The 24595-nt window shown below is 61.4% G+C and carries 23 protein-coding genes; 11 read left to right on the top strand and 12 right to left on the bottom strand.

From position 1 onward, the window contains the following. Positions 1-138: 138 nt before the first annotated feature. The 6 genes from dibA to HU730_RS12205 all read left to right on the top strand — a co-directional run bounded on the left by dibA (position 139) and on the right by HU730_RS12205 (position 6481). Positions 139-2055, top strand: a complete 1917-nt coding sequence (gene dibA, locus HU730_RS12230; protein WP_186526701.1) for a phosphodiesterase DibA — start codon at positions 139-141, stop codon at positions 2053-2055. A 297-nt stretch (positions 2056-2352) separates the two neighbouring features. Further along, positions 2353-2535, top strand: coding sequence for a sulfur starvation response protein OscA (oscA, locus tag HU730_RS12225; protein WP_003170956.1), 183 nt, complete (start codon positions 2353-2355; stop codon positions 2533-2535). 64 nt (positions 2536-2599) lie between these two features. Beyond that, positions 2600-3610 carry a sulfate ABC transporter substrate-binding protein gene (locus tag HU730_RS12220; protein ID WP_014716420.1) on the top strand — a complete coding sequence of 337 codons (1011 nt, stop codon included), beginning with the start codon at positions 2600-2602 and terminating at the stop codon, positions 3608-3610. A gap of 194 nt (positions 3611-3804) precedes the next feature. After that, positions 3805-4623: a sulfate ABC transporter permease subunit CysT gene (gene cysT, locus HU730_RS12215; protein WP_032894195.1), complete on the top strand. Its 819-nt coding sequence runs from the start codon at positions 3805-3807 to the stop codon at positions 4621-4623. 13 nt (positions 4624-4636) lie between these two features. After that, positions 4637-5509, top strand: a complete 873-nt coding sequence (cysW, locus tag HU730_RS12210; RefSeq protein ID WP_034125450.1) for a sulfate ABC transporter permease subunit CysW — start codon at positions 4637-4639, stop codon at positions 5507-5509. Between the two features lie 3 nt (positions 5510-5512). Next, positions 5513-6481 carry a sulfate ABC transporter ATP-binding protein gene (locus HU730_RS12205; RefSeq protein WP_034125451.1) on the top strand — a complete coding sequence of 323 codons (969 nt, stop codon included), beginning with the start codon at positions 5513-5515 and terminating at the stop codon, positions 6479-6481. Positions 6482-6537: 56 nt separating this feature from the next. On the opposite strand, the gene HU730_RS12200 is transcribed toward HU730_RS12205, so the two are convergent. Next, a complete protein-coding gene (locus tag HU730_RS12200) occupies positions 6538-7107 on the bottom strand; it encodes an Mpo1-like protein (RefSeq protein ID WP_254914076.1) in 570 nt (189 codons plus the stop codon). A gap of 83 nt (positions 7108-7190) precedes the next feature. Between HU730_RS12200 and HU730_RS12195 the strand changes: the two genes are divergently transcribed. Then, positions 7191-7877 (top strand): Crp/Fnr family transcriptional regulator, encoded by a 687-nt coding sequence (locus tag HU730_RS12195; RefSeq protein ID WP_054920347.1) that lies wholly within the window; start codon positions 7191-7193, stop codon positions 7875-7877. On the opposite strand, the gene uraH is transcribed toward HU730_RS12195, so the two are convergent. The 3 genes from uraH to HU730_RS12180 form a co-directional block, all read right to left on the bottom strand. Then, positions 7872-8282: a hydroxyisourate hydrolase gene (uraH, locus tag HU730_RS12190; RefSeq protein WP_014716425.1), complete on the bottom strand. Its 411-nt coding sequence runs from the start codon at positions 8280-8282 to the stop codon at positions 7872-7874. The two genes, HU730_RS12195 and uraH, sit on opposite strands and share 6 nt — an antisense overlap. Before the next feature lie 27 nt (positions 8283-8309). Continuing rightward, positions 8310-8783 (bottom strand): heme-binding protein, encoded by a 474-nt coding sequence (locus HU730_RS12185; RefSeq protein WP_034125453.1) that lies wholly within the window; start codon positions 8781-8783, stop codon positions 8310-8312. A 195-nt stretch (positions 8784-8978) separates the two neighbouring features. Then, complete coding sequence (locus HU730_RS12180; RefSeq protein ID WP_186526702.1) at positions 8979-9983, bottom strand: AraC family transcriptional regulator; 1005 nt, start codon at positions 9981-9983, stop codon at positions 8979-8981. Positions 9984-10084: 101 nt separating this feature from the next. On the opposite strand from HU730_RS12180, the gene HU730_RS12175 reads away from it, so the two are divergent. Then, positions 10085-11155, top strand: a complete 1071-nt coding sequence (locus HU730_RS12175) for a fatty acid desaturase (RefSeq protein WP_186526703.1) — start codon at positions 10085-10087, stop codon at positions 11153-11155. Here HU730_RS12175 and HU730_RS12170 read toward each other — a convergent pair. Beyond that, entirely contained in the window at positions 11142-11957 is an 816-nt protein-coding gene (locus tag HU730_RS12170; protein WP_057975339.1) for an ABC transporter ATP-binding protein, read from the bottom strand. The two genes, HU730_RS12175 and HU730_RS12170, sit on opposite strands and share 14 nt — an antisense overlap. Beyond that, on the bottom strand, positions 11954-13552 hold the full coding sequence (locus HU730_RS12165; protein WP_186526704.1) for an ABC transporter permease: 1599 nt from the start codon (positions 13550-13552) through the stop codon (positions 11954-11956). The genes HU730_RS12170 and HU730_RS12165 overlap by 4 nt, the downstream gene beginning before the upstream one ends. Positions 13553-13830: 278 nt before the next feature. Here HU730_RS12165 and HU730_RS12160 point away from each other — a divergent pair, with 278 nt between their 5' ends. Next, complete coding sequence (locus tag HU730_RS12160) at positions 13831-14832, top strand: ABC transporter substrate-binding protein (RefSeq protein WP_020302215.1); 1002 nt, start codon at positions 13831-13833, stop codon at positions 14830-14832. A 103-nt stretch (positions 14833-14935) separates the two neighbouring features. Here HU730_RS12160 and HU730_RS12155 read toward each other — a convergent pair whose 3' ends face one another. After that, positions 14936-15856 carry a LysR family transcriptional regulator gene (locus HU730_RS12155; protein ID WP_003187586.1) on the bottom strand — a complete coding sequence of 307 codons (921 nt, stop codon included), beginning with the start codon at positions 15854-15856 and terminating at the stop codon, positions 14936-14938. A 184-nt stretch (positions 15857-16040) separates the two neighbouring features. On the opposite strand from HU730_RS12155, the gene HU730_RS12150 reads away from it, so the two are divergent. After that, the gene (locus HU730_RS12150; protein WP_186526705.1) at positions 16041-16946 is read left to right on the top strand and encodes a TauD/TfdA family dioxygenase; all 906 of its coding nucleotides are present in this window, start codon (positions 16041-16043) and stop codon (positions 16944-16946) included. 125 nt (positions 16947-17071) lie between these two features. On the opposite strand, the gene HU730_RS12145 is transcribed toward HU730_RS12150, so the two are convergent. The 3 genes from HU730_RS12145 to HU730_RS12135 form a co-directional block, all read right to left on the bottom strand. After that, the gene (locus HU730_RS12145) at positions 17072-18679 is read right to left on the bottom strand and encodes an alkaline phosphatase family protein (RefSeq protein ID WP_186526706.1); all 1608 of its coding nucleotides are present in this window, start codon (positions 18677-18679) and stop codon (positions 17072-17074) included. Between the two features lie 242 nt (positions 18680-18921). Beyond that, complete coding sequence (locus HU730_RS12140; RefSeq protein ID WP_186526796.1) at positions 18922-19383, bottom strand: HIT family protein; 462 nt, start codon at positions 19381-19383, stop codon at positions 18922-18924. Between the two features lie 104 nt (positions 19384-19487). Beyond that, positions 19488-20432 (bottom strand): LysR family transcriptional regulator, encoded by a 945-nt coding sequence (locus HU730_RS12135; protein ID WP_186526707.1) that lies wholly within the window; start codon positions 20430-20432, stop codon positions 19488-19490. A gap of 155 nt (positions 20433-20587) precedes the next feature. Between HU730_RS12135 and HU730_RS12130 the strand changes: the two genes are divergently transcribed. Then, positions 20588-22903: a TonB-dependent receptor gene (locus tag HU730_RS12130; RefSeq protein WP_186526708.1), complete on the top strand. Its 2316-nt coding sequence runs from the start codon at positions 20588-20590 to the stop codon at positions 22901-22903. On the opposite strand, the gene HU730_RS12125 is transcribed toward HU730_RS12130, so the two are convergent. Together HU730_RS12125 and HU730_RS12120 are read right to left on the bottom strand one after the other, a co-directional pair. After that, a complete protein-coding gene (locus HU730_RS12125; RefSeq protein ID WP_034125463.1) occupies positions 22874-24061 on the bottom strand; it encodes a CynX/NimT family MFS transporter in 1188 nt (395 codons plus the stop codon). The genes HU730_RS12130 and HU730_RS12125 overlap by 30 nt on opposite strands. Then, complete coding sequence (locus HU730_RS12120; protein ID WP_096143916.1) at positions 24048-24509, bottom strand: nucleoside deaminase; 462 nt, start codon at positions 24507-24509, stop codon at positions 24048-24050. Before HU730_RS12120 ends, HU730_RS12125 begins: the two co-directional genes overlap by 14 nt. Positions 24510-24595 lie beyond the last annotated feature (86 nt).

The following is a 24595-nucleotide window of genomic DNA, read 5'->3' as shown; positions in this document are numbered from 1 at the left end:
AAACAGCACCCGCATTATCACTTCCTTTGCAGATAAAACCAGTCACCGTTTCAGATAAGACTTACAAAGTGTTTCCTACTCTATAATCCTGATCCTTTGTAGGGCGATTCTGGTTATTTAGTAAGGATTACTAAGCATATGCTGTTTTCATACCGAGGTGCCCTACGTGCGGGGTTGGTGTACCTGCTGGTTTCCATTCTTTGGCTCCAGCTCAGCCATTACCTATTAATCAACTTTATCGATGAACCCCTGGAGCTGGGACGTTGGCTGCAAGCGCGTGGTTATGTGTGGGTCAGCCTCAGCGCCTTGCTCATCTACTGGATAGGCCGGCGTTTTGCCCGTGCCCATGCGTTGCAACAACCCCTGAAAGAGAACCGCGAGCGCCTGCGCCAGGCCGCTGCGGTGTTCGATTGCACCCGCGAAGGGGTGCTGGTCACCGATACCCAAGGGCTGATCGTGCACGTTAACCGCGCTTTCATGGAGATCACCGGCTACCAGTGCGAAGACGTCATGGGCCAACGGCCAAGCCTGTTCAAGTCCGGGCGCCACTCGGCGCATTTCTACCAGCAAATGTTCCAGGCCCTGGAAAGCACCGGCGAATGGAGCGGCGAAATCTGGAACCGCCGTAAAAGCGGCGAGGTTTACCCCCAGTGGCAAACCATACGGGTGATTCACGACGACCAGGGCCAGGTCAGCCACTACGTGGCGGTGTTTTCGGACATCAGCGCCATGAAGAACTCCGAGCACGAATTGGCGCACCTTGCCCATCACGACCCGCTCACCGACCTGCCCAACCGCCTGCTGTTCACCGATCGCGCCGAGCAGGCCCTGGCTTCCGCGCAGGTGCATAAGCGTGGCTGCGCTCTGCTGTTGATGGACCTGGACCACTTCAAGATCATCAACGACAGCCTCGGCCATAACGTTGGCGATCAGTTGCTCAAACTGGTGGCCGAACGCCTCAGCGGCCTGTTTGGGCCGGGGGTTACCCTGGCGCGCCTGGGGGGCGACGAATTTGCCGTGCTGGCAGAAAGCTGCCCGCAGGTGGTGCAAGCGGCGGCCTTGGCGCAGCGCATGCTCAACGCCATGAAGGATCCGTTCATTTTTGACGGCAACCAGCTGTTTATCAGCGCCAGTATCGGTATCAGCCTGTTCCCCAGTGACGCCCTGAGCGCCGAGCAACTGCTGCGTAACGCCGATTCCGCGTTGTTCAAGGCCAAGAGCGCCGGGCGCGAGAGCTACGCGTTGTATACCGAAGAACTGACCGCCCACGCCCAGCATCGGGTGGAAATCGCTGGCGAGCTGCGTCGCGCCCTCGACCAACATGAGCTGCGCGTCTATTACCAGCCGGTGCACGACCTGCATGACAGCCGTTTGGTCGGCGTTGAAGCACTGGTGCGCTGGCAGCACCCGGAGCGCGGCCTGGTATCCCCGGGCGAGTTCATCCCCATCGCCGAACGCACCGGGCTGATTGCCGAGATCGATGCGTGGGTGATGGACCAGGCCTGCCGCCAAATGTGCCAGTGGCTGGCCGACGGCGCGCCGCTGAGCTTTATCGCAATCAATGTCTCCAGCCGCCTGTTTGCCCGGCGCGAGCTGTATGAGCAAGTGGCCCAAGTGCTGCACGCCACTGGGCTGGATCCGGCCTTCCTGGAGCTGGAGGTCACCGAGAGCGCAGTGATGGACGACCCGGAAGTCGCACTGGAGCAACTGCACCGCCTGCGCGAACTGGGCCTGCGCCTGGCGATCGACGACTTTGGCACCGGCTATTCCTCGTTGTTGCGCCTCAAACGCCTGCCGGTGCAGAAGCTCAAGATCGACCAGGGCTTTGTGGCGGGCTTGCCGTGGGACGAAGACGACGCCGCGATTGTGCGCGTGGTGATCGCCCTGGCCAAAAGCATGGGCATGCAGGTGCACGCTGAAGGGATCGAGCAGGTGGAACAGGCACGGTTCCTGCTGGATCAGGAATGCGACATGGGCCAGGGGTACTGGTTTGGACGGCCCATGCCGGCTGATGAAATCGACTGGACCCGAGCACCTCTGATCCGCCAGGACTGACGCGGTCAATGTGGGAGCCGGGCTTGCCCGCGAAGGCGGTGTGTCAGTCACTGTATCTGTAACTGCACCACCGCTTTCGCAGGCAAGCCAGCTCCCACAGGGGTTCTGCGGCGCCTGTGTGTGAGCGTTTTTTCTGCCGAAACCCTTGCAACCCCATGCCCTATCAGAAAATTCTTTCTGGTTATATAAACATTCTTAAATAGTATTTTTAAGAATATCCGCGCTTATCTACTATCGCCCTCACGCCGCAAGCAGTGCCGCCACTGCCAGGCACTACTCATTTTCAGGAGCGAGACCATGAGCGCATCTCTACGTAGCGTTGACGGCCAGGACGAAGCAGCCATTTTGCGTGAAATCCAGAGCGCCCTGCGCGATCTGCGGTTTGGCGCGGTGGAAATCACCGTACACAACGCCCAAGTGGTACAGATCGAACGCAAGGAAAAATTCCGTCTGCAGAACCCCGGTAACAAACCGAGCTGAGCAAGAACGGCGATAGACCCGCAATTAAAAGAAAAGCCAACACCCAAGAATTTCAGGAGCTTCTATGTCGTCGATTCGCCGTTATGCCTTGGCCGCATTGGCCAGTGCCGTGTTTGCCGGTTCCGCCGTTGCCAAGGACTACGAGTTGCTCAACGTCTCGTACGACCCCACCCGTGAGCTGTACCAGGATTACAACGCTGAGTTCACCAGCTTCTGGAAACAGTCCCACCCCGGCGACAACGTGAAGATCCAGCAGTCCCACGGTGGCTCGGGCAAGCAAGCACGCGCAGTGATTGACGGCCTGCGCGCCGACGTAGTGACCCTGGCCCTGGCCGGTGACATTGATGAAGTCGCCAAGCTGGGCAAGACCCTGCCGGAGAACTGGCAGACCCGCCTGCCGGACGCCAGCACGCCCTACACCTCCACCATTGTGTTCCTGGTGCGCAAGGGCAATCCCAAGGGCATCAAGGACTGGGGAGACCTGATCAAGAAAGACGTGTCGGTGATCACGCCCAACCCGAAAACCTCCGGCGGTGCACGCTGGAACTTCCTCGCCGCCTGGGCCTACGGCCTCAAGGCAGGCGGCAGCGAAGCCAAGGCCCAGGAATACGTCAAAGAGCTGTTCAAGCACGTGCCGATACTGGACACCGGCGCACGCGGTTCTACCATTACCTTCGTCAACAACGGCCAGGGTGACGTGCTGCTGGCGTGGGAAAACGAGGCGTTCCTGGCCTTGAAGGAAGACGGCGGCGCCGACAAGTTCGACATCGTCGTGCCGTCCCTGTCGATCCTGGCGGAACCGCCGGTGGCTGTGGTCGACAAGAACGCCGAGAAAAAGGGCAACACCGAGATCGCCACTGCGTACCTCAACCACCTGTACAGCCCGGCGGGCCAGGAGATTGCGGCGAAGAACTTCTACCGTCCACGGGATGAAAAAGTCGCCGCCAAATACGCCCAGCAGTTCCCGAAACTGGACCTGGTGACTATCGACAAAGACTTCGGCGGCTGGAAAACTGCCCAACCGAAATTCTTCAATGATGGTGGTGTGTTCGACCAGATCTACACGGCGCAATAATCAACACCGACTATTGCGCGGGGCTTGTTGTGGCGAGGGAGCTTGCTCCCGCTAGAGTGCGAAGCACTCCCAAAACCGGTACTCACGGTACATCGTGGTTGCCTGGTTCTGGGGCTGCTTCGCAGCCCAGCGGGAGCAAGCTCCCTCGCCACAGTGGGCCGCACGCATATCCGTTCCGCTAACCAAGGACTCTTATGTCGCGTCGTATCTCCCCCGTCATACCCGGCTTCGGGCTGACGCTGGGCTACACCGTGGTGTACCTCAGCCTGATTGTACTCATCCCCCTGGCGGCGATGTTTGTACACGCCGCTCAACTCACCTGGGATCAGTTCTGGAACATCATCTCCGCGCCTCGCGTGCTGGCGGCCTTGAAGCTGAGCTTCAGTACCGCGCTGTACGCCGCACTCATCAACGGTGTGATTGGCACTTTGTTGGCCTGGGTGCTGGTGCGCTACACCTTCCCCGGGCGCAAGGTCATTGATGCGATGATCGACCTGCCGTTCGCCTTGCCCACTGCCGTCGCCGGTATTGCGCTGACCGCGCTGTACGCACCCAACGGCCTGGTTGGCCAGTTTGCCACCGACCTGGGTTTCAAAATCGCCTACACCCCCCTGGGTATCACCCTGGCGCTGACCTTCGTCACGTTGCCCTTCGTGGTGCGCACGGTGCAGCCGGTACTGGCCGATATCCCCCGGGAAATCGAAGAGGCCGCCGCCTGCCTCGGCGCCAAGCCGTTGCAAGTGTTCCGCTACATCCTAGTGCCGGCATTGCTGCCCGCCTGGCTGACCGGCTTCGCCCTGGCCTTTGCCCGAGGCGTGGGTGAGTACGGTTCGGTGATCTTCATCGCCGGCAATATGCCGATGAAAACCGAAATCCTGCCATTGCTGATCATGGTCAAGCTCGACCAATACGACTACCGCGGCGCCACCTCCATTGGTGTGCTGATGCTGGTGGTGTCCTTCGTCTTGCTGCTGCTGATCAACCTGTTGCAGCGGCGCATCGAACGTCCATAAGGAGGCGCGGAACATGTCCCAATCGTCTATTTCCGTCGCGTCCTCGGCCAACGCCGCCCGCCGTGGCAGCGCGACCTCGCGACGTATCCTGATCGGCCTTGGCTGGCTGGTATTCGTGCTGTTCCTGCTGCTGCCATTGCTGGTGGTGGTGTCCCAGGGCTTGAAGAACGGCCTCGGCACGTTCTTCAGCGCAATCCTTGAGCCCGACGCGCTGTCGGCGCTGAAACTCACGGTGATCGCCGTGCTGATTTCGGTGCCGCTCAACCTGGTGTTCGGCGTCAGCGCCGCCTGGTGCGTGAGCAAGTACTCGTTCCGTGGCAAGAGCATCCTGGTCACGCTGATCGACCTGCCGTTCTCGGTGTCGCCGGTGATCGCAGGCCTGGTATATGTGTTGATGTTCGGCGCCCAGGGCTTCTTCGGGCCGTGGCTGCAAGACCACGACATCCAGATCGTGTTCGCCCTGCCGGGCATCGTGCTGGCGACCATCTTCGTCACCGTGCCGTTCGTGGCCCGTGAGCTGATCCCGCTGATGCAGGAGCAGGGCACCCAGGAAGAAGAAGCCGCACGCCTGCTGGGCGCCAATGGCTGGCAGATGTTCTGGCATGTCACCGTGCCGAACATCAAGTGGGGCCTGATCTACGGCGTGGTGCTGTGTACGGCGCGGGCCATGGGCGAGTTCGGCGCGGTGTCGGTGGTGTCCGGCCACATTCGCGGCGTCACCAACACGCTGCCGCTGCATGTCGAGATTCTCTACAACGAATACAACCACGTTGCCGCGTTTGCGGTGGCCAGCCTGTTGCTGATCCTGGCGCTCTTCATCCTGCTGCTCAAGCAGTGGAGCGAGAACCGAATCAACCGCCTGCGCAACAGCGCGGGTGAGGAATAAGTCATGTCGATCGAAGTCCGTAATGTCAGCAAAAACTTCAATGCCTTCAAGGCCCTGGACAGCATCAACCTGGATATCCAGAGTGGCGAGCTGGTGGCGTTGCTGGGCCCGTCCGGCTGCGGCAAGACCACGCTGCTGCGCATCATTGCCGGCCTGGAAACCCCGGATACCGGCAGTATTGTGTTCCACGGCGAAGACGTCTCCGGCCACGATGTGCGTGATCGCAACGTGGGCTTTGTGTTTCAGCACTACGCGCTGTTTCGCCACATGACCGTGTTCGACAACGTCGCTTTCGGCCTGCGCATGAAGCCGAAAAACCAACGCCCCACCGAAAGCCAGATTGCCAGCAAGGTTCACGAGCTGCTGAACATGGTGCAGCTTGATTGGTTGTCGGACCGTTACCCGGAACAACTCTCCGGTGGCCAGCGCCAGCGTATCGCCCTGGCCCGCGCCCTGGCGGTGGAGCCCAAGGTGTTGCTGCTCGACGAACCCTTCGGCGCCCTCGACGCCAAGGTGCGTAAAGAACTGCGCCGCTGGCTGGCGCGCCTGCACGAGGACATCAACCTGACCTCGGTCTTCGTGACCCACGACCAGGAAGAGGCCATGGAAGTCGCCGACCGTATCGTGGTGATGAACAAGGGGGTGATCGAGCAGATCGGTTCACCGGGCGACGTCTACGAAAACCCGGCAAGCGACTTTGTCTATCACTTCCTGGGGGACTCCAACCGCCTGCATTTGGGCGAAGACAAGCACCTGCTGTTCCGCCCCCACGAAGTGTCGTTGTCACGCCATGAACTGGAAGATCACCATGCGGCGCAAGTGCGGGATATTCGGCCGTTGGGCGCGACCACTCGCGTGACCTTGAAGGTTGAAGGCCAGAGTGAATTGATCGAGGCCGAAGTGGTGAAAGACCATGACAGCCTCACCGGCCTGGCGCGGGGCGAGACCCTGTTCTTCAAACCCAAAACCTGAGCCTCACGTGATCGTTCCCACGCTCTGCGTGGGAACGCCTCTGGTGACGCTCTGCGTCACGCTTTTGGACGCGGAGCGTCCTGGCCTGCATTCCCACGCAGAGCATGGGAACGATCAAGACCGCGCCGCGCCACCGGCCCAGAGCGCTCTTCAATCTGGTGCTTGAGGTCCTGCCGCAACCCCAGCAAAAACGCCAACTCCGCCACCACAAACAACGGCCCCACGATCAGCCCGGACACATCGTCCACAAAGGCAGGCTTCCTGCCTTCGTAGTAATGCCCGATGAACTGAATCACCCAGCCCACCACAAACATCCCCACGCCGCTGCTCAGCCACACCGCCGTGCTTTGCGCCGCCAGCACATGCCCGGCCCACACCGACAAGCCCATCAGCATAGTCATCAACACGCCCAGGGCCAGTTCCAGGCGCAGATAAAACCACGCCGAAAACAGCGCCAACAGCACCGCAGGTGATAGCCACAGCCCGCCCACCGACCATTCGGGGCGCGACAGCAGCACGGCTACGGCCACCACAATCAACGGAATACCGATGAAGTGGCTGGCGATGTTGCGTGGGTCGCGGTGGTACGCGGCGTATTGACTGAGGTGGTCGACGAGGCTTTTCATTGTTGTTCCTCCTGTAGGATGTTTGATCATGCCCTGTCAGTCGGTGCCTAACTGTCAACTGGGCGACAATCTTCGGAGTTCGCATGGACACAGGGACATGGCACGCGCAATTGGCTCGCGGTCATTGGTTCAGCCATTTGCCGCCAGACTTGCAGCGTAGCCTGCTGGGGGCGGCGCGGTTGCGTGTGCTGACGGCGGGGCAGTACCTGTTCAAGCGCGGTGACCCGCCGTGCGGCGTGTATGCGGTGCTGGAAGGCACGGTGCGCATCAGTGCGGTCAGTGCTCAGGGCAAGGAAGCGGTGTTGAGCCTGGTGGAAACGCCCTACTGGTTCGGCGAGATCTGCCTGTTCGACAACTTGCCGCGCACCCACGATGCCTTGGCCACGGGTGCTTGCAGGCTGCTGCAGGTGCCGCAGTCGGCGATGCTCGGCATTCTCGAACGGCATCCGCTGTTCTGGCGGGAGATGGCGCTGTTGATGAGCCATAAACTGCGGCTGTCGTTGATCAATATCGAACAGATAAGCCTGATGCCCGCCTCAGAGCGGCTGGCCCATCGGTTGTTGATGATTGCCCAAGGCTACGGCGAAGTGGATCAGGCGCGCCGCGTGCTGCAACTGCCCCAGGAGGATCTGGCGGCGATGCTGGGCCTGTCGCGCCAGACCATCAACAGTCTGCTCAAGGCGCTGGAGCAACAGGGCATTATCGGCTTGAGTTACGGTGCCATCGAGATACGCGACCTCAATGGGCTGCGGCTGGCCGCGGGCCTATGAACCGCGATAGGTAGAGAAACCGTAAGGGCTGAGCAACAGCGGGATGTGGTAGTGCTGGTCGGCCTGCTTGACCTGGAATATCACCGGTACCTCAGGGAAAAACGTCTCGCGGTTAGCCTTCTTGTAGTAATCGCCGGTCTTGAACACCACGCGGTACTCGCCCGGCTGCATGCTGCGGTTGGCCGGGAACAGCTCGGCGATGCGGCCTTGCTGGTTGGTGACACCTTCAGACAGCGACTGCCACTTATCGCCCACATGCTGTTCAAGGGTGACATTGACCCCGGCGCTTGGCAGGCCATTTTCCAGGTTGAGTACGTGCACGCTCAGGGGGTTGCCGTCGGCCAGGGCCAGGTTGCACAGGCCACTCAGGCTCAGTGCGGCGAGGGTCATGCTCAAGGTTTTCATCGCGAAGTCCTTTTGAGGGAAGTGGAATCAAGGGGTGATTTTCAAGCCCAGTTGCTCGGCGGCCTGTACGGCGCAGGCTTCATCCTGCGCGGCGCCACCGGCACCGGCGATGCCTAGGGCACCGACCAGTTCGGCGTCGGCAAACAGCGGCACGCCACCGCCGAGCAACAGCAGCTCGGGCAAGCTGTTGAGGTTGGCGGCTTCCGGGTTATTACGCGCCCGTTCGGCAAACAGCCGGGTCGGGGTTTTTGTCGACAGCGCCGTGTACGCCTTGCGTTGGCTGGCGAGGCTGTTGTGCGGGCCGACACCGTCAGCGCGCAGGCCCAGCAACAGGTTGCCACCGCGGTCGAGTACGGTCAGCGCAGCGGTGCAGTGGGCCAGGCTGGCGTCTGCCAGTTGGCGAGCGGTGTGCAGATCCAGCTCGGCATGGCGTGGTAATTGTGGCGCCGCCTGGGCGACGGTGGCCACGGCGAGGCTCAGGAACAAGGCAGTGCGGTACATAGTGAGGGCTCCAGAAAGCAGGCCGTCACGGTAACCAGCGGACGCGGACAAAAGCCGCACAATTGGATGACAGGTTTGTAATCAAACTCAGGGATTTGTGGTGGTTGTACTGGCCTCATCGCAGGCAAGCCAGCTCCCACATGATGTGAACCCCATTCCCCAGTGGGAGCTGGTTTGCCTGCGATGAGGCCCTTCCTACTGCAACCCGTCGCGAAACTGCCCCGGCGTCATCCCCGTCCAGCGCTTGAACGCACGATTGAAACTGCTGGTATCGGCAAACCCCAGCAAATGGCTGATCTCGGCCAATGAGCACTGCGGGTCGCGCAGGTGCAATAACGCCAGGTTTTGCCGACACTCATTGAGCAAGGCGTCAAACCGACACCCTTCATCGGCCAGATGCCGCTGCAGGCTGCGCAAGCTCAAATGCAGCGCTTGAGCAATGTGTTCGGCGCTTGGCTCGCCGTCTGGCAATTGCGCCTCGATGGCGGCGCGCACCTTGCGTTCCCAGGTCAGCGGTTGCAGTTGGGCGAGGGTGCGCTTGAGCACGGTTTCGTTGTGTTCGGCCAGCTCCGGGTTGGCGTCGTCCAGATGGCTGTCGAAGTCGCTGGCGGCGAATTCCAGGCGGTCTTCGTCGGCGGCAAACCGTACCGGCGCGCGAAATACCCTGTGCCACGGCTCGGGGTCGGCGGGTTCCGGGCGCCGCAGGTAAACGGCCAACGGCGCATAGTCGCGACCCAGGCGGTTGCGACACGTGCGCACGTAGATCGCCGCAAAGGCATCAATCGCTTCCGGCGCGGGCGCAGGGCTGCCTGGGGGTTGGAGCAGGCGAAAACGGTAGACGTCGCCGTGGCGGCTCAGCTCCAGGTCCAAGGCATCACTGACCACTTGGTGATAGCGCACGATGCGCTCGAACACCTCGCGCAAGCTGCCGCTGGCCACCAATGCGTAACCCAGCGCATGAAAGGTGGTGGGGCTGACAAACCGCGACACTCGCAGCCCAATCGCCGGGTCGCCACTGGCCTGTACCGCCAGCGCCCATAGGCGCGTGGTGGCCGACAACCGGTAGCGGGCGTTGGGGTCGTCCATCTGCTGCGGGTCGAGCCCGGCCTCGGCGCACAGCGCGGCGCTGTCGAAGCCCAGGGCGTCGAGCTGCTTGCGCAGGGCACGGGTCCAGCTGGCGAGGGAAGTGGGTTCGGTCATGGCAATTGGCGCTTGTGGTCAACAGATTGGCGTGCGCGGCTAGCGTCCTGCGCTAGGGTTGGGTGCAGGATGCAGGCATCACTTCACAAGAGAATGGAAGCATGGACGGTACTTCTGCAAGCCCCCAGCCGTTGAACGCACAACAGCGTTCGGCGCATATCCGCGAGGTGGTGATGGCCGAAGGCGTGCGCTTGCGCCAGCGGCACCCCTGGTTGTTGCATCAGGACGCGCTGGGCGCAGGCATCCTGGCCTTTGCCCTGCTGGGCATGTTCGGCTCGGCAGCGCTCTATATCAGCGGTCATATGGCCTGGTGGGTGTGTCTGCTGCTCAATGCCTTCTTCGCCTCGCTCACTCACGAGTTGGAACACGACCTGATCCACAGCATGTACTTTCGCAAGCAACGCGTGCCCCACAACCTGATGATGGGCCTAGTATGGCTGGCGCGGCCAAGCACCATCAACCCATGGATACGCCGGCACCTGCACCTCAACCATCACAAGGTCTCGGGCACCGAAGCCGACATGGAAGAGCGCGCGATCACCAATGGCGAACCCTGGGGCATCGCACGGTTGCTGATGGTGGGGGACAACATGATGTCGGCCTTGATCCGCCTGTTGCGCGCCAAGACCTGGCCGCACAGGTTCAGCATCCTCAAGCGCGTGCTGCTGGTGTACGCACCGCTGGCCTTGCTGCATTGGGGCGCGTGGTACGTCTTCCTGGGCTTTCATGCCGCCAATGGGATTGCCAGTTTGATGGGCGCGCCCATTCAGTGGTCAGCCGGTACCTTGCAAATGATGCAGGTGATCGATATCGCTGCGGTGGTGATCATCGGCCCGAACGTGTTGCGCACCTTCTGCCTGCACTTTGTCAGCTCCAACATGCATTACTACGGCGATGTGGAACTGGGCAATGTGATGCAGCAAACCCAAGTGCTGAACCCTTGGTGGCTGTGGCCGTTGCAGGCGTTCTGCTTCAACTTCGGCAGCACCCACGGCATCCATCACTTTGTGGTGAAAGAACCGTTCTACATCCGCCAGATGACCGCCAAGGTGGCGCACAAGGTCATGGCCGAGATGGGGGTGCGCTTCAATGATTTGGGCACGTTTGCGCGAGCCAATCGCCTGGAGCCCCAGGAACACCCGCGCACTGAGCTCTCTTTCAGCAAGCAATAAACGCCAATGGCAGGTCGCGGATCTGTTCGCGCACCGGCGGTTGGTAATGGTCGTCGCTGGTTAATTCGTGCAACAGCTCTTCGCGTAGCTGGTGGAATTCAAAACTGCTGCGCTGGCGCGGATGAGGCAGGGCGATCTCGACGACCTGCTTGATTCGCCCCGGACGCGGCTCCATCACCACCACGCGATCGGCGAGGAAAATCGCCTCTTCCACATCGTGGGTCACCAGTACCGTGGTGATCCTGGCGCGGGCACGAATCGCCAGCAGTTCGTCCTGCATCTGCTGGCGCGTCAGTGCATCCAGGGCGCCGAAGGGTTCGTCCAGCAACAGGATGCGCGGGCTGGCCACCAGGCCGCGGGCAATCGCCACCCGTTGCGCCATGCCGCCGGAGAGTTGGTGGGGGTAGGCGCGAGTGAAATCGGTGAGGCCCACCAGTTCGATAAAGTCGCTGATGCGCCGGTTGCGCTCGGCCTCGTTCAGGGGCTCGTTGACCAGGCCCAGGCCGATGTTTTGCGCCACGGTCAGCCACGGGAACAGGCGGTGCTCCTGGAACACAATGCCGCGTTCGCCGCCGATCCCGCTGACGGCTTTGCCATCGACCTGGATCTCGCCGCGAAACTGCGTATCCAAGCCCACCAGCAAGCGCAGCAGTGTGGATTTCCCGCATCCGCTGGAGCCGACAATCGCAACAAATTCCCCTTCGGCCACCTCCAGGTTGAATTCACGGATGGCTTCCAGTTCGAAGCCATCGACGTCGAAGGACTTACCCACGTGGTTGAAGCTGACAATCGGTGCGTTCATGCGTGTCTCCAGCGGGTGGCACGGGTTTCGATGCGTTGGCCGATCAGGTTCAGAGCGGCGCCGGTGAGGCCGACCAGCAGCATGCTGCTCATGATCAAATCCATGCGCAGCAACTGTTGGGCGCCGATCATCAGGCTGCCGATGCCGCCATCTGAGGGCATGAAATATTCGGCGCCGAGGGTGCCCATCCAGGCGTAGATCAGGCTCAGGCGCAGGCCGGCGAAAATCCCCGACGCGGCGCCCGGCAGTACCAGGCGGCGCAAGCGTTGCCAGAGGTTCAGGCGCAGCACCTGCGCGGCTTCGCGCAGCTGGGGCGACAAGTTGAGCACGCTGCGCTGGGTGGCAATAAACAACGGGAAGAAGGCGGCGAGGGCGATAAACACCCACTTGGCCAGTTCACCCAGGCCGAACCAGGCGGTGAGCAGCGGCACCCAGGCGAAAATCGCGATCTGGCGCAGCGCGGACAAAGTGGGGCCAAGTAGCCGCTCACTGCGCCGCGACAGCCCCAGCCACAGGCCCATGGCAAAGCCCAGGCTACCGCCCAGCAGCAACCCGCCCAGGGCCCGGCCAAGGCTTTTGCCCAGCGCCGTAGTCAGGCTGCCATCCAGCACGCCCGCCACGCTGGTTTGCAGCACCGCCCAGGGGCTGACCAGAATGTTTGGATCGACCCAATCCTGCTGAGTCGCTACTTGCCATAACGCCAATAGCAGCAGCGGCAACAGCCAGGGTTGCAAGCGCTGCCAGCCTTCGTAGCGTGTCCCGCGTCGAATCTGCGCAGTGGCCGGATGGGGCCAGTGCACCCACTTGCGGTCCAGCCAGCCGATGCCGCGGTCCATCACCACACCCAGCACGCCAATGACCACGATGCACACGAAGACGATATCGAGCATGAACAACTGGCGCGCCCACACCATCAGGTAACCGATGCCTTCGCTGGAGGCCAGCAGCTCCACGGCCAGCAGGGAGGTCCAGCCCGCCGCCAGGGCCAGGCGTACACCGGCCATGAACGCAGGCAGTGCGGCGGGCAGGACCAGACGGCGGATCAGCAAGTGGCCAGGCAGGCGCAGTACACGGGCGGCTTCGCGCAGGTTGGGCTGGGCGTCGCGAACGCCTACCAGGGTATGCAGGGTCACGGGCACCACGATGGCTTTGACCAACACCACCAGCTTGAGGGTTTCGCCAATGCCGAAAAACACCATGAACAGCGGGATCCAGGCCAGGGTCGGCACTTGCGCCAGCGCGCTGAACGTCGGGAACACCAAGCGCTCGGCGCGCGCACTGAAACCCAGGAACGCGCCCAGTATCGCGCCGGCACTGACACCGGCCAGCAGGCCCCAGAACAAGCGCTGCAAGCTGATGGCCAGATGGCTCCATAACTCGCCGCCGGCCAATTCCACCGCGCTGCTCCACACCAGGGCGGGAGTGGGCAGAATCTGCTCGCTCATCCAATGATTGCGGCTGGCCAGCCACCATAAGGCAAACAGCGTGAGCGGCAGCAGCCACGGCAATAGACGCTGGCCCAGCTGCGGCCAGCGCGGCGCGATGCCTTTGGGCAGGGCCGCCAGCGGCAGGCTAAGAAGTGAAATTCGGGCCATGGAAGACCTCCGAATGCGTTATGTGATTTCGATCTTACAAAAGCGCGATCAAGATGATTGTGAGATAAGAAAAGTCATTTAAAGCTTCACGCCGCCACGCATCCAATGCATTCGAAGAATATTTTCGATGCTGTTTATGCATATGCCTCTGGAGGCTGCGGCTTAGCCTGCATATTTCTAAAAGCTATTAAATTGTGAATTTATAGTATTTAAAGTTTTGTTCAGTCTGTGCCTACTTTTTGCTCCCAGGCGACCGTCGCCCACCAGGAGCTGCGCTTATGAAACTGCCCTTTAAACGTCTGATCAGCCTGTTCGCCGGCACCGCCCTGGCCGGGTTGGTGCATGCCGCCGACCTCAAGGAAATCCGCATCGCAGTGCCCGACCTCAGTGCCGGCAGCCAGCACAGCGGCGGTGGCATCACCGACGTGTTGCGTGAACAGCAGATCTTTGAAAAAGCCTTTGCCGACCAAGGCATCAAGATCCAATGGAATTACTTCAAGGGCGCCGGCCCGGTGATCAATGAAGCGTTCGCCAACGGCCAGGTGGACCTGGCCTATCTGGGCGACCTGGCAGCGATCATCGGCCGCTCCAATGGCCTGGATACGCGGCTGCTCAGCGCCTCTGCACGGGGAGTGAAACACTACCTCGGCGTGGTGCCGGGCTCCGGCATCAAGACCCTGCAAGACCTCAAGGGCAAGCGCGTGGCGGTGTTCCGTGGCACGGCCAGCCAGTTGTCGTTCGACAGCGCATTGGCCAGCCAGGGCTTGAGCGAGAAGGACCTGAAGGTGATCAACCTGGACTTCAACGCGGCCGCTGCCGCCCTGGCGGCCAAGCAGATTGACGCCACCTGGGGCGGGTCCACCCTGACGGCGTTGCAGGCCAAAGGTTTGGCAGAGATACCGCTGACCACCAAGGACCTGGGCGATGCCGGCAGCATCCAGGCCGTGCTGGTGGGCAGCTCCAAATTCGTCGATGAACACCCAGACGCCGTGGCCACGTTGCTCAAGGCCCAGCAGCAAGCGGTGCAGTGGTTGACCGATGACAACAACAAACAGGCGTACATAGCGCTGGTATCAGGGCTGGCCAGTTACCCCCCGGTGATCCTCACCAATGATTTGAAAGACCAGAAACTCAGCGAAGTTTTCCCCTCGACCCTAGACCCGGTGTTCCTGGGCAAATTGCAGGATGCGGTGGACCTGGCGTCCAGGGAGAAGTTGATTCGCAAGTCGTTTCAGGTGAGTGATTGGGTGGCGCCTGGGCTGGTGGCGGCAGGGCTCTGAGCTTGTCGGTGCCTGGGCTATCGCCATCGCAGGCAAGCCAGCTCCCACACTTGAACGTGTTCACCGCTCAATGTGGGAGCTGGCTTGCCTGCGATGAGGCCCTTCAAACCGCCACACTGACCTGCTGGCTATCCACCTCCACCAAGGTCTCGATCATCGCCTTCGCCGCCGGCGACAACCGCGACCCCGTGCGGCTGACGATCCCGCAGCGTGCGCTCAGGGTATCCATGTGCTGCGGCAAGTTGCGCCAGTGCAGCAGCACCAGCGCCCCCCTGGCAATGTCCTCGGCAAAGGCTTCTTCAGTGCCGACGCCGATGGCATTGGTTTGCAGCACGATGCTCACCAGTGCCGGGAAGTGCTCGGTCTGGATGCTCGGTGAAAAATCCATGCGCCCACTCAGGTTCGCCAGCAGTTTGCGAATGCCTTGGGAGATCAGCGGCGCCGCCAGCGGGTAATCGAACATATCGTTGGTGGACAGGCTGTCCTTGGCCAGCAAAGGATGCCCAGGGCGGCAGAAAAACACCCCGCGTTTGGGGGTGAGTGCGCGGGTCTGGAAATTCGGGTCGGCTTCGAACTGGCGGATGTCGGCGATAAAGAATTCAATCTCTTCACGGCTCAGACGGCGGCTGAGGGTTTCCCAGTTATCCACCTGAAACGTGGTGCGGATTTTCGGGTGGGCGTTGATAAACCGCGCCACCGCATCCGGCACCAGTTTCACGGCTGGCGCCGGGCCGCAGCCGAAGCGCAGGTCGCCGGCGTCGAGCTTGGTCATGCGCGTTACTTCACTGCTCAGCAGCGCTGCGCCATGCACCAGGCTCAGGGCGTGCTGCAACACCACCTGGCCTTCCGGCGTGGGGCGCAAGTCCTTGTGACCGCGGTCTACCAACACGCAACCGAACTCCTGTTCCAGCCCCTGGATGCTGCGGCTGAACGCTGGTTGGGTGATGCCCATGGCGTCCGCGGCACGCACGAAACTGCGGTGTTCGTTGAGGGCGATGAAGTAGCGCAGTTGGCGAAGATCCATATGCTTTTCCGGCATTTTAAAAATAGGTCGAAGGCATTTGCGACCGAGCAAGCTGAGGTTTTAAATGCAAGCTCTTATTCCGTCAACGAAGCATTCATTCATTTGCTAGACCTAAATTGCATATGGATAGAGCGTTGCTGGAAGCGTCCCCCCACCGTTTCGCAGGCACATGAGGGTCATCACAATGAGCAACGCCGCATTAGCCGTTCAATCCATCGCCCAACCACTCGATATTCACCCGGTAGCCGGGCGGATCGGCGCCGAAATCCGTGGCATCAAATTGTCCGGTGAGCTGGATGCCGCCACCGTCGAGGCCATCCAGCAGGCGCTGGTGCAGTACAAGGTGATTTTTTTTCGCGAGCAGACCCACCTCGATGACCAGAGCCAGGAAGCCTTTGCTCACCTGCTCGGCGAGCCAATTGCCCACCCGACGGTGCCGGTGCGGGACGGCACGCGGTTCTTGATGGAGTTGGATGGCACCCGTGGCCAGCGCGCCAATTCCTGGCACACCGACGTGACGTTCGTCGATGCCTACCCTAAGGCCTCGATCCTGCGTTCGGTGCTGGCGCCTGTGTCCGGCGGCGACACCGTATGGGCCAACACAGCCGCTGCCTACAATGACCTCAGCGTGGAACTGCGCGCACTGGCTGATCACCTGTGGGCGGTGCACAGCAACGAATACGACTACGCCGCACGCAAGCCGGATGTGGCGGTGGAGAAGCTGGAGGAATACCGCAAAGTATTCACTTCCACGGTGTATGAAACCGAACACCCGGTGGTGCGCGTGCATCCGGTCAGCGGTGAGAAAACCCTGCTGTTGGGGCACTTCGTCAAACGCCTGAAAGGCTACTCCCAGGCAGAGTCGGCGCAGTTGTTCAACCTGCTGCAAGGCCATGTCACCCGCCTGGAAAACACCGTGCGCTGGCGCTGGAACACCGGTGACGTGGCGATCTGGGATAACCGCGCCACCCAGCATTACGCGGTGGACGACTACGGCACCCAGGAGCGCATCGTGCGCCGGGTTACGCTCAAGGGCGATGTGCCGGTGGGGGTGCAGGGGCAATCAAGCAAAACCACTAAAGGTCTTTAAGCCGGGTGAGGATAAAAAATATGGGAGCGGGCTTGCTCGCGGATGCAGTGGGTCAGTTGATGAATACGTCGACTGACGCTGCGCATTCGCGAGCAAGCCCGCTCCCACATTTGGATTTGTGGTGTTTACCAGACTCCGATCTTCACCACTTTCTCTGCCTCTGGCTCACCATAACGAAACCATTGCCCGCGCACCTCAACCTCCGTGTGGCTGATGGTGGTGCGCCGTTTCAACCCGCGCAACCAGTCGAACAGATAACCCAAGTGCGTCTCGCGCACCTCGGCATAGGCAGGATCGCTGCCCAGGTCGTGCAGTTCTTGCGGGTCGTTTTCCAGGTCGAACAGTTGCGGGCGAAAGCCGTCGTACGCCAGGTACTTCCAGCGCTCGCTGCGCACCATGGTCATGCGGCAACGGTCGATGGGTTGCTCCAGACGCTCGCGAGCCGGGGCCTGGAAGGCGTAGTCGTATTCGGCAATGGCATAGCGGCGCCAAGTGGGTTGCTCGCCCTGCAGCAATGGAATCAATGAGCGGCCTTCCAGGCGATGGTCGGCGGGGGGCAAGCCCAAGGCGTCGAGGAAGGTGGGCAGGGCGTCGATGGTTTCCACCAGACGCTCATCCACGGTGCCGCGGCTGACATCGGCGCTGGCACGTGGGTCGCGCACGATCAGCGGTACACCCACCGCAGGCTCAAGCAAGAATTCTTTTTCACCGAGGAAATGATCGCCGAGGAAGTCGCCGTGGTCGCTGGTAAACACGATCAGCGTGTCGTCCCAGCGGCCAGCGCTTTGCAGAAAGTCGAACAGCCGCCCGAGTTGATCGTCAATCTGTTTGATCAGGCCCATGTAGGTCGGAATCACCGTGAGGCGCACCTCGTCACGGGAAAAGTTCAGGCTCTCCTGGTGTTGGCGAAATGCCTGGTACACCGGGTGATCGCTGGTGTGTTCAGGTTGAATCGGCGCCTGCACATGCTCGGTTCCGTACAGGGCGTGATACGGCGCCGGCGCGATGTAGGGCCAGTGCGGCTTGATATACGACAGGTGCAGGCACCAGGGCTGTTCACCTTGTTCGTCGATAAAATCGATGGCGCGGTCGGTGGTGTAGACGGTCTCCGAATGTTCTTCGGCCACCCGTGCGGGTTTGCCGGCGTTGCGCATATGCCAGCCGCTGAGCACTTCGCCGTTCTCACCTTCGGCGGCGTTGGCCCATTCGTGCCAAGGGTTGCTGCCGTGGTAGCCGTGATCACGCAAGTATTGGGTGTAGGGCGCGGATTCGCGCTTATCCTCGAACAGCGGGCTGTCGGGGTAGATGCCGTCGTGACGCAGATATGCATCGAAACCGACCTCATTGAGTGGCTCGGCCTGGGCACTGTCGGGGTCTATCTGCAGGCGCTGCAAGGCCTCAAGGTTCGGCGTGGCGTGGGTCTTGCCCACCAGGGCGGTGCGGATGCCGTGGGGGCGCAGGTAGTCGCCGATCGTCAGCTCCTCGAGCGGCAGCGGCACTGCGTTCCACGCCACCTGATGGCTGCTGACATAGCGCCCGGTGTAGGCCGACATGCGCGACGGGCCGCAGATGGTGCCTTGTGTATAGGCCCCACTGAAACGCACACCGGCGGCGGCCAGGCGGTCGATATTCGGCGTATGCAGATGGGCATGGCCGTAGCAGGATAGGTAGTCGCGGCGCAGTTGGTCGCACATGATGTAGAGCACGTTGCGCACGGGTTTTGGTTCAGACATAGGAATTTACCGAACGGAGGACAGGTGGGTTTTTTCGCCGTTCGAGGGGCGCTCTGGCAAGTGCATTTGGGGACTGGGTTCTATGCATTGAGTGCATGGGTGTGGCTGCTGGCGTCATCGCAGGCAAGCCAGCTCCCACAGTTGAAATGCATTTCCCTGTGGGAGCTGGCTTGCCTGCGATGACGGCCTGACAGCAGATACATATCTACCTGACTCCCCGCGATCAAATGGTGGGAGCAGGCTTACCCGGCGAAGGACCTGATGTGAGCGGCCAGTCCTGCCAGCGCTTTATCATCTGCCCTGGAAGCGTCATGGGAGGAGAAATAGCCTTCATAACGCTCAAAATATTTGTCCTGGGTCGAACTGATTTTTTTGAAGGCGCTATCTTCCCCGGTCCCATGCATCGGGAATAATTTGGCGTGCAGATGATCGACGCCATAACCCTCCAGAATCATGCCCGTTCTAGCCACACCTATTAGCGCTTTGTCCAAAAGCGTCGCCGTCTTCTTGGCTGCGATGACCAAGTCACACAGCACGGTGTCCGGTTCGGCAAACGCATAGCTGCCGTGATGGGTTTTGGGGATAACCACACTGAACCCCGGCGTATTGGGAAATATGGAGAGAAATGCCATGTGGGTCTGGTCTTCCCACAGGAGGTGGGAGGGTGCAGTACCGCGGGCAATGCTGCAAAAGATACAGTCCATCAAACGCGCTTCCTCGTGCGGGTCAAAAGGTAGACTCTCTTGTATGTGATCTTTGTTATCTAATGATGACTTCACTGACGTTGCGGGCCGCTTTCACCGCTTAGTCAGACCGCAATATTTTCCAACGCATAAGCATCCTCGTCTCTCTCATCAATCTCCTTGATCTGCTCAATCATCGCCTGCGCCAGCGGCGACAACCGATACCCTGCACGGCTGACGATCCCGTAGCGGGTGTAGCGCTCCTCCAGGTTTTCGTCCAATCCCTCAATCTGCAAACACACCAGTTCACCGCGGGCCATGTGCAGCACGTCACTGTTGGCGCTGACGATGCCAATGGCGTCCGAGCGCAGTACCACGCCCATCAGGCTGTAACCGTTTTCGCACTCCACATTGGGCTGGTAATCCGGCCGGCCGCTAAGGTCGACGATGACTTTGCGCAGGTTCGGCGGGCGGATGGTCACTGCCAGTGGGTAGCTCATCAGTTCGGCGGCGCTGACGCTGTTACGCGCGGCCAGGGGGTGCCCGGCGCGGCAGCAGAAGTGCCAACGGCGCGGGCGCAGGCGGTGGGTGTGGTAGTCGGGGTTGGCTTCGAAGTGGCGGGTGTCGGCGACGAAGAATTCGAACTCTTCGCTGAGCAGGCGCTTGCCCAGGCTTTGCCAGTCATCCACCTGGAACTGCACGCGGGCCTTGGGGTAGCGCCCGATAAAACTGCCGATGGCACGTGGTACTAACCCAGCTGCCGGCGCGGGGCCGCAACCGAAGCGCAGTTCACCGGCTTCCAGGCCATTGAACTGGCTGATTTCGTTGGCCAGTTGTTGTGCGCCACTGACCAGGCGCCGTGCATGTTCGAGCAGCACCAGGCCTTGTTTGGTGGGGGCCAGGTCTTTGCGTCCACGGTCCACCAGTTGGCAACCGGCACTGTGTTCCAGGGCCTGGATGCTGCGGCTGAACGCCGACTGCGACAGGTTCACCGCTGCGGCTGCCGCGACGAAACTGCGCTGTTCGGCGAGGGCGATGAAGTGGCGAAGCTGGCGCAGATCGATATGCATTTTTCACATCAAAAATATCCGGGAAATGCATTGGCTATGCATTACGTCGACTCCTTATAAAGGCTATCTCTTATGCAGTAAATGTTCGTAAAAACATAAATAAATAACCTTCAGGAATATGAGGCGACGAGTATTCCGGGGTTTTGGAGCCGCTTATGAGTTTGTTCAAGTCCTTGCCCCTGGCTGTTCTAGTGGCCGGTAGCAGCAGTTGGTCGCCGGCCCAGGCCGCTGAAACACCCGCGCCTGCCGGCAAGGGCGAAAGCGTCAGTGGCCAACTGGAAACTGTCACGGTCACTGCCCGGCGGCGTACCGAAAGTGCCCAGGCCGTGCCGACGCCCATGAGCGTGCTCGGCGGCCAGGCCCTGGAAACCCAGCGGGTGTACCGCATCCAGGATTTGCAGCAACTGGTGCCCAGCGTCAACGTCGCCTATATGCATGCGCGCCAGTCCAGCGTGTCGATCCGCGGCCTGGGCAACAACCCGGCCAGCGATGGCCTGGAAGGCAGCGTGGGGCTGTATATCGACAATGTCTACCTCGGGCGCCCGGGCATGGCGGTGTTCGACCTGATGGACATTGAGCAGCTTGAAGTTTTGCGCGGCCCCCAGGGCACGTTGTTCGGCAAGAACACCACTGCCGGGGTCATCAACATCAGCACCCGCGCACCGAGCTTTACCCCGGAGCGCAGCATCGAAACCTCCCTGGGCGAGGACGGTTATTTCCAGACCAAGGGCACGATTTCCGGCCCCCTGACCGATGATCTGGCAGGGCGTTTCTCGGCCTATCGCACCCGCAGCGACGGCGACATCAAGAATGAACACGACGGCCATGATCTGAACGGCGGTTCACGCCAGGGCTTTCGCGGGCAACTGCTGTACAAGCCCAACGAAGCGTTCAACCTGCGCTGGATCGGCGACTACAACGAAGAAGACTCCAGCGCCGGCACCCGCGTGCTGTACAGCACCGGGCCGACCATCAATGGCACCAACCTGTATCAATCCCGGGCCAACGCGGCAGGCGCCACCCTGGTGGACGGCACCCATCGCAAGGTCAACCTGGACAACGACCAGCACGTCACGGTGTTCCAGGGCGGTACCTCGCTGGAAGCCAATTGGACGCTGCCCAGCGACTTCACCCTGACCTCGGTGAGTGCTTACCGCTGGTGGAATTTCACCCCGCGCAACGATGATGGCCTCAACGTACCGGCGTCGTATAACGCCGGGGTTTCGGTGGAAGATAAGCAGTGGTCCCAGGAATTCCGCTTGGCGTCGCCCAGCGGTGGTTTCTTCGATTACGTGCTCGGCGCCTACTACTTCGGCTCCGACCTGGATAACAAATCCTTTGCCTACTACGGGCCCAAGGCCGATATCTGGAACGGCACGCCCGCCGGTGCGTTGAGCAATGTGAGCAGTGTGGGCAACGGGCATATCCGCACCGACAGTTTCGCGCTGTTCGCCCAAGGCACCTGGCACCTGACCGAGCGCCTGGATTTCACCGCCGGTGTACGCGGCACCTACGAAGAAAAAAGCGCCTGGGTCACGCGCAATGCGCCCGTCGGTGGCGCGGCGGTCAGCGGGGCCGCCGCCATGGCGCGGCGTGGGCGTACCGGGGCCTATGACTCGGGCGACCTGTCGCAATACAGCGCTACGCCGTCGGGGCTGCTCAATCTCAGTTATCACTTCAATGAAAACCTGCTGGGCTACGCGACGCTGTCCCATGGCGAGAAGTCCGGCGGTGTGAACCTGGCGGTGGGGTCTGCGCCGACGGCCGGTGCCGACTCGTTGCTGATCGGCACCGAGCGCGCCAACAACGCCGAGCTAGGCTTCAAGAGCACGTTGTGGGACCGCCGCCTGCAGCTCAATGCCAACCTGTTCTGGACCCAGGTCAACGGCTACCAAACCAACGCCTACGACCAGGACAACCGCGTGCAGTACCTGACCAACGCCGGCTCGGTACGCTCGCGGGGGGTGGAAGTCGAAAGCACCCTGGTGCCGATCAAGGGCCTGACCCTGAACATCAACGGTTCCTTCAATGACGTGACGTACCTGTCTTACAAGGATGCGCCATGCCCGCCGGAAACCAGCCTGCGTCCCGGTGCGCCTGCGTCCTGCGACTTGAGCGGCCACCAGGTGGTGGGCGCGTCCAAGTGGATTGCCAACGCCAACGGCGAATACAAGTGGAACCTGGCGAACGGCTTCGAACCCTATGTCACCGCCAGCTATGCGTTCCGTTCCAAGGCGGTGGGCACGGTGGAGGATTCCGACTACGGGCAGATCCCGGCGTATGCGGTGGTCAACCTGTCTACCGGTTTGCGCGGCGACTATGACCAGGGGCAGTGGGATGTGTCGCTGTGGCTGAAAAACGCCTTCGACAAAACCTACTACACCACCCTGTGGACCGGTGGTAACGGCGGTTACGAGGGCCTGCTGGGCACGCCGCGCACCCTAGGCGTGACTGGGCGCTACGACTTCTAGGTCGGTGCGATAGGTGGCCGGGCTGAACACCCGCGTCACCAGCAGCATCGCCACCACCGTCACCGTCAGCACCACCCAGGCACTGACAAAGTTGCCGGTAAGCTCGCGCAGCCAGCCGGTCAGCCACGGCGAAATCGCATTGATCAAAAAGCCCACGCCTTGCACGAACGCAGCCAGTTGCCCCGCTTGGCGTGGGTCGCGATGGTGGTCGAGGGTCAGCAGCAGGCTCAGGGCAAAGCACGCCCCTAACCCGAAGCCGCACAAGGCCACCCACAGGTGGGGATATTCCTGCGGCGCAATGATCAGGCCGAGGTAGCCGATGGTTTGGGCCAGCAGGCTGATGCTGAGCAATGGACGGCGGTCGATACCGCGTTGCGCCAGCACCGGCATCAGCAGGGCGGCCGCCACCTGAAAGATCGTCATGAATGCCAGCAACGACCCGCTGGGCAGCACGCCCCAGCCCAGTTGCTGATAGTAGGCCGGCAGCCACGCGACCATGCTCATGTAGCCGCAATTGACCAGGCCGAAATACAGCGCCAGCAGCCAGGCGCGGCGGTTGCGCAACCCTTTGAACGCAGGCGCCTGCAGTGGATTGCGCGCTGCGCCCAGCGGTAGCCAGGCCCACAGCAGCAATGCCCCCAGCGCCGGCAATAACCACACACCCAGGCCTGCCTGCCATTGCTGGAAATGCGTGGCTATCAACGGGCTGAGCAGCGCCGCCAGCCCACCGCCGGCCATCAGCGACGCCGAGTACACCCCCATCGCTACGGGCACACGGTGATGGAATTCACGCTTGATCATTGCCGGCACCAGCGCCTGGATCAGCGCAACACCCGCACCGCCAAGCAGCGCGGTAACCAGCAGTGCCGAAGCCTGGCCCATCAGCCAGCGCGCCAGGCACGCCAGCAGAATCATCAACAAGCCCAGGGCGATGCCGCGACGCTCGCCCAAGCGAGCCTCCACGCGCACGCCCACCAGTGCCACCAACCCCATGCAGATCACCGGCAGGCTGGTGAGCAGGGCACTGCTCTGAAAGCTCAGGCCGGTGGCCTGGCGAATCTCGCCGAGCAGTGGGCTGATGGAACTGAGGATCGGGCGCAGGTTCAGGCCGAGCACCACCAGCAGGCCCCAGCCGGCGAGGGATTTATTCAGGGTCATGCAGGGTTTTCCACTGGTGATACAGCGCAGTCATTGCGGCATCGGGCAGGTGCTGAATGGGCAGGCGTTGCGCGTCGATGGGCAAGCCAACCTGTTGGCTGATGGCTGCCGTCGACAGGCCGAATGGCTCGGCTATTTCGTTGCTTGCGGCAAACACCACGCGCTCGACGCCGCACAGGTACATGGCGCTCAGGCACATCGGGCAAGGCTGGCCGCTGGCGTAGATCACGCACCCCTCCAGGCGTGCACCCAGCTGCCGGCTCGCTGCGCGAATTGCCAGCAGCTCGGCATGGGCGGTGGGGTCCCGGGTCAGGTGGATCTCATTCACGGCTTCCACCAACACCTCATCGTTGCGCGTCAGCACCGCGCCGAAGGGGCGGCCACCTTGGGCGACGTTGGCGCGGGCCAAGGCAATAGCGCGTTGCAGGTGTGGTTGATCGTTGGTCATACAAGGCCCCGGAGTGCGATGAAAGGTGAAGTATGGTCAGCCAGCAAGGTATGCTGAAATTAAATATAAACATGCCAATCAGTGGC

This window comes from Pseudomonas sp. SWRI22 (assembly GCF_014268395.2).
Taxonomy (GTDB): domain Bacteria; phylum Pseudomonadota; class Gammaproteobacteria; order Pseudomonadales; family Pseudomonadaceae; genus Aquipseudomonas; species Aquipseudomonas paracarnis.
Note: the sequence above shows the minus strand (reverse complement) of the source record. Positions and strands in the feature narration are given on the sequence as shown.

Coding starts and splice junctions, on each gene's coding strand:
- HU730_RS12145 (WP_186526706.1), bottom strand. CDS start 18,679: ATGTCTGAACCAAAACCCGTGCGCAACGTGCTCTACATCATGTGCGAC.
- HU730_RS12200 (WP_254914076.1), bottom strand. CDS start 7,107: ATGAAAAGCCTCGTCGACCACCTCAGTCAATACGCCGCGTACCACCGC.
- HU730_RS12185 (WP_034125453.1), bottom strand. CDS start 8,783: ATGTACCGCACTGCCTTGTTCCTGAGCCTCGCCGTGGCCACCGTCGCC.
- HU730_RS12220 (WP_014716420.1), top strand. CDS start 2,600: ATGTCGTCGATTCGCCGTTATGCCTTGGCCGCATTGGCCAGTGCCGTG.
- cysW (WP_034125450.1), top strand. CDS start 4,637: ATGTCCCAATCGTCTATTTCCGTCGCGTCCTCGGCCAACGCCGCCCGC.
- HU730_RS12175 (WP_186526703.1), top strand. CDS start 10,085: ATGGACGGTACTTCTGCAAGCCCCCAGCCGTTGAACGCACAACAGCGT.
- HU730_RS12195 (WP_054920347.1), top strand. CDS start 7,191: ATGGACACAGGGACATGGCACGCGCAATTGGCTCGCGGTCATTGGTTC.
- HU730_RS12150 (WP_186526705.1), top strand. CDS start 16,041: ATGAGCAACGCCGCATTAGCCGTTCAATCCATCGCCCAACCACTCGAT.
- oscA (WP_003170956.1), top strand. CDS start 2,353: ATGAGCGCATCTCTACGTAGCGTTGACGGCCAGGACGAAGCAGCCATT.
- HU730_RS12165 (WP_186526704.1), bottom strand. CDS start 13,552: ATGGCCCGAATTTCACTTCTTAGCCTGCCGCTGGCGGCCCTGCCCAAA.
- HU730_RS12130 (WP_186526708.1), top strand. CDS start 20,588: ATGAGTTTGTTCAAGTCCTTGCCCCTGGCTGTTCTAGTGGCCGGTAGC.
- HU730_RS12135 (WP_186526707.1), bottom strand. CDS start 20,432: ATGCATATCGATCTGCGCCAGCTTCGCCACTTCATCGCCCTCGCCGAA.
- HU730_RS12120 (WP_096143916.1), bottom strand. CDS start 24,509: ATGACCAACGATCAACCACACCTGCAACGCGCTATTGCCTTGGCCCGC.
- HU730_RS12170 (WP_057975339.1), bottom strand. CDS start 11,957: ATGAACGCACCGATTGTCAGCTTCAACCACGTGGGTAAGTCCTTCGAC.
- cysT (WP_032894195.1), top strand. CDS start 3,805: ATGTCGCGTCGTATCTCCCCCGTCATACCCGGCTTCGGGCTGACGCTG.
- uraH (WP_014716425.1), bottom strand. CDS start 8,282: ATGAAAACCTTGAGCATGACCCTCGCCGCACTGAGCCTGAGTGGCCTG.
- HU730_RS12205 (WP_034125451.1), top strand. CDS start 5,513: ATGTCGATCGAAGTCCGTAATGTCAGCAAAAACTTCAATGCCTTCAAG.
- dibA (WP_186526701.1), top strand. CDS start 139: ATGCTGTTTTCATACCGAGGTGCCCTACGTGCGGGGTTGGTGTACCTG.
- HU730_RS12160 (WP_020302215.1), top strand. CDS start 13,831: ATGAAACTGCCCTTTAAACGTCTGATCAGCCTGTTCGCCGGCACCGCC.
- HU730_RS12125 (WP_034125463.1), bottom strand. CDS start 24,061: ATGACCCTGAATAAATCCCTCGCCGGCTGGGGCCTGCTGGTGGTGCTC.
- HU730_RS12155 (WP_003187586.1), bottom strand. CDS start 15,856: ATGGATCTTCGCCAACTGCGCTACTTCATCGCCCTCAACGAACACCGC.
- HU730_RS12180 (WP_186526702.1), bottom strand. CDS start 9,983: ATGACCGAACCCACTTCCCTCGCCAGCTGGACCCGTGCCCTGCGCAAG.
- HU730_RS12140 (WP_186526796.1), bottom strand. CDS start 19,383: ATGGACTGTATCTTTTGCAGCATTGCCCGCGGTACTGCACCCTCCCAC.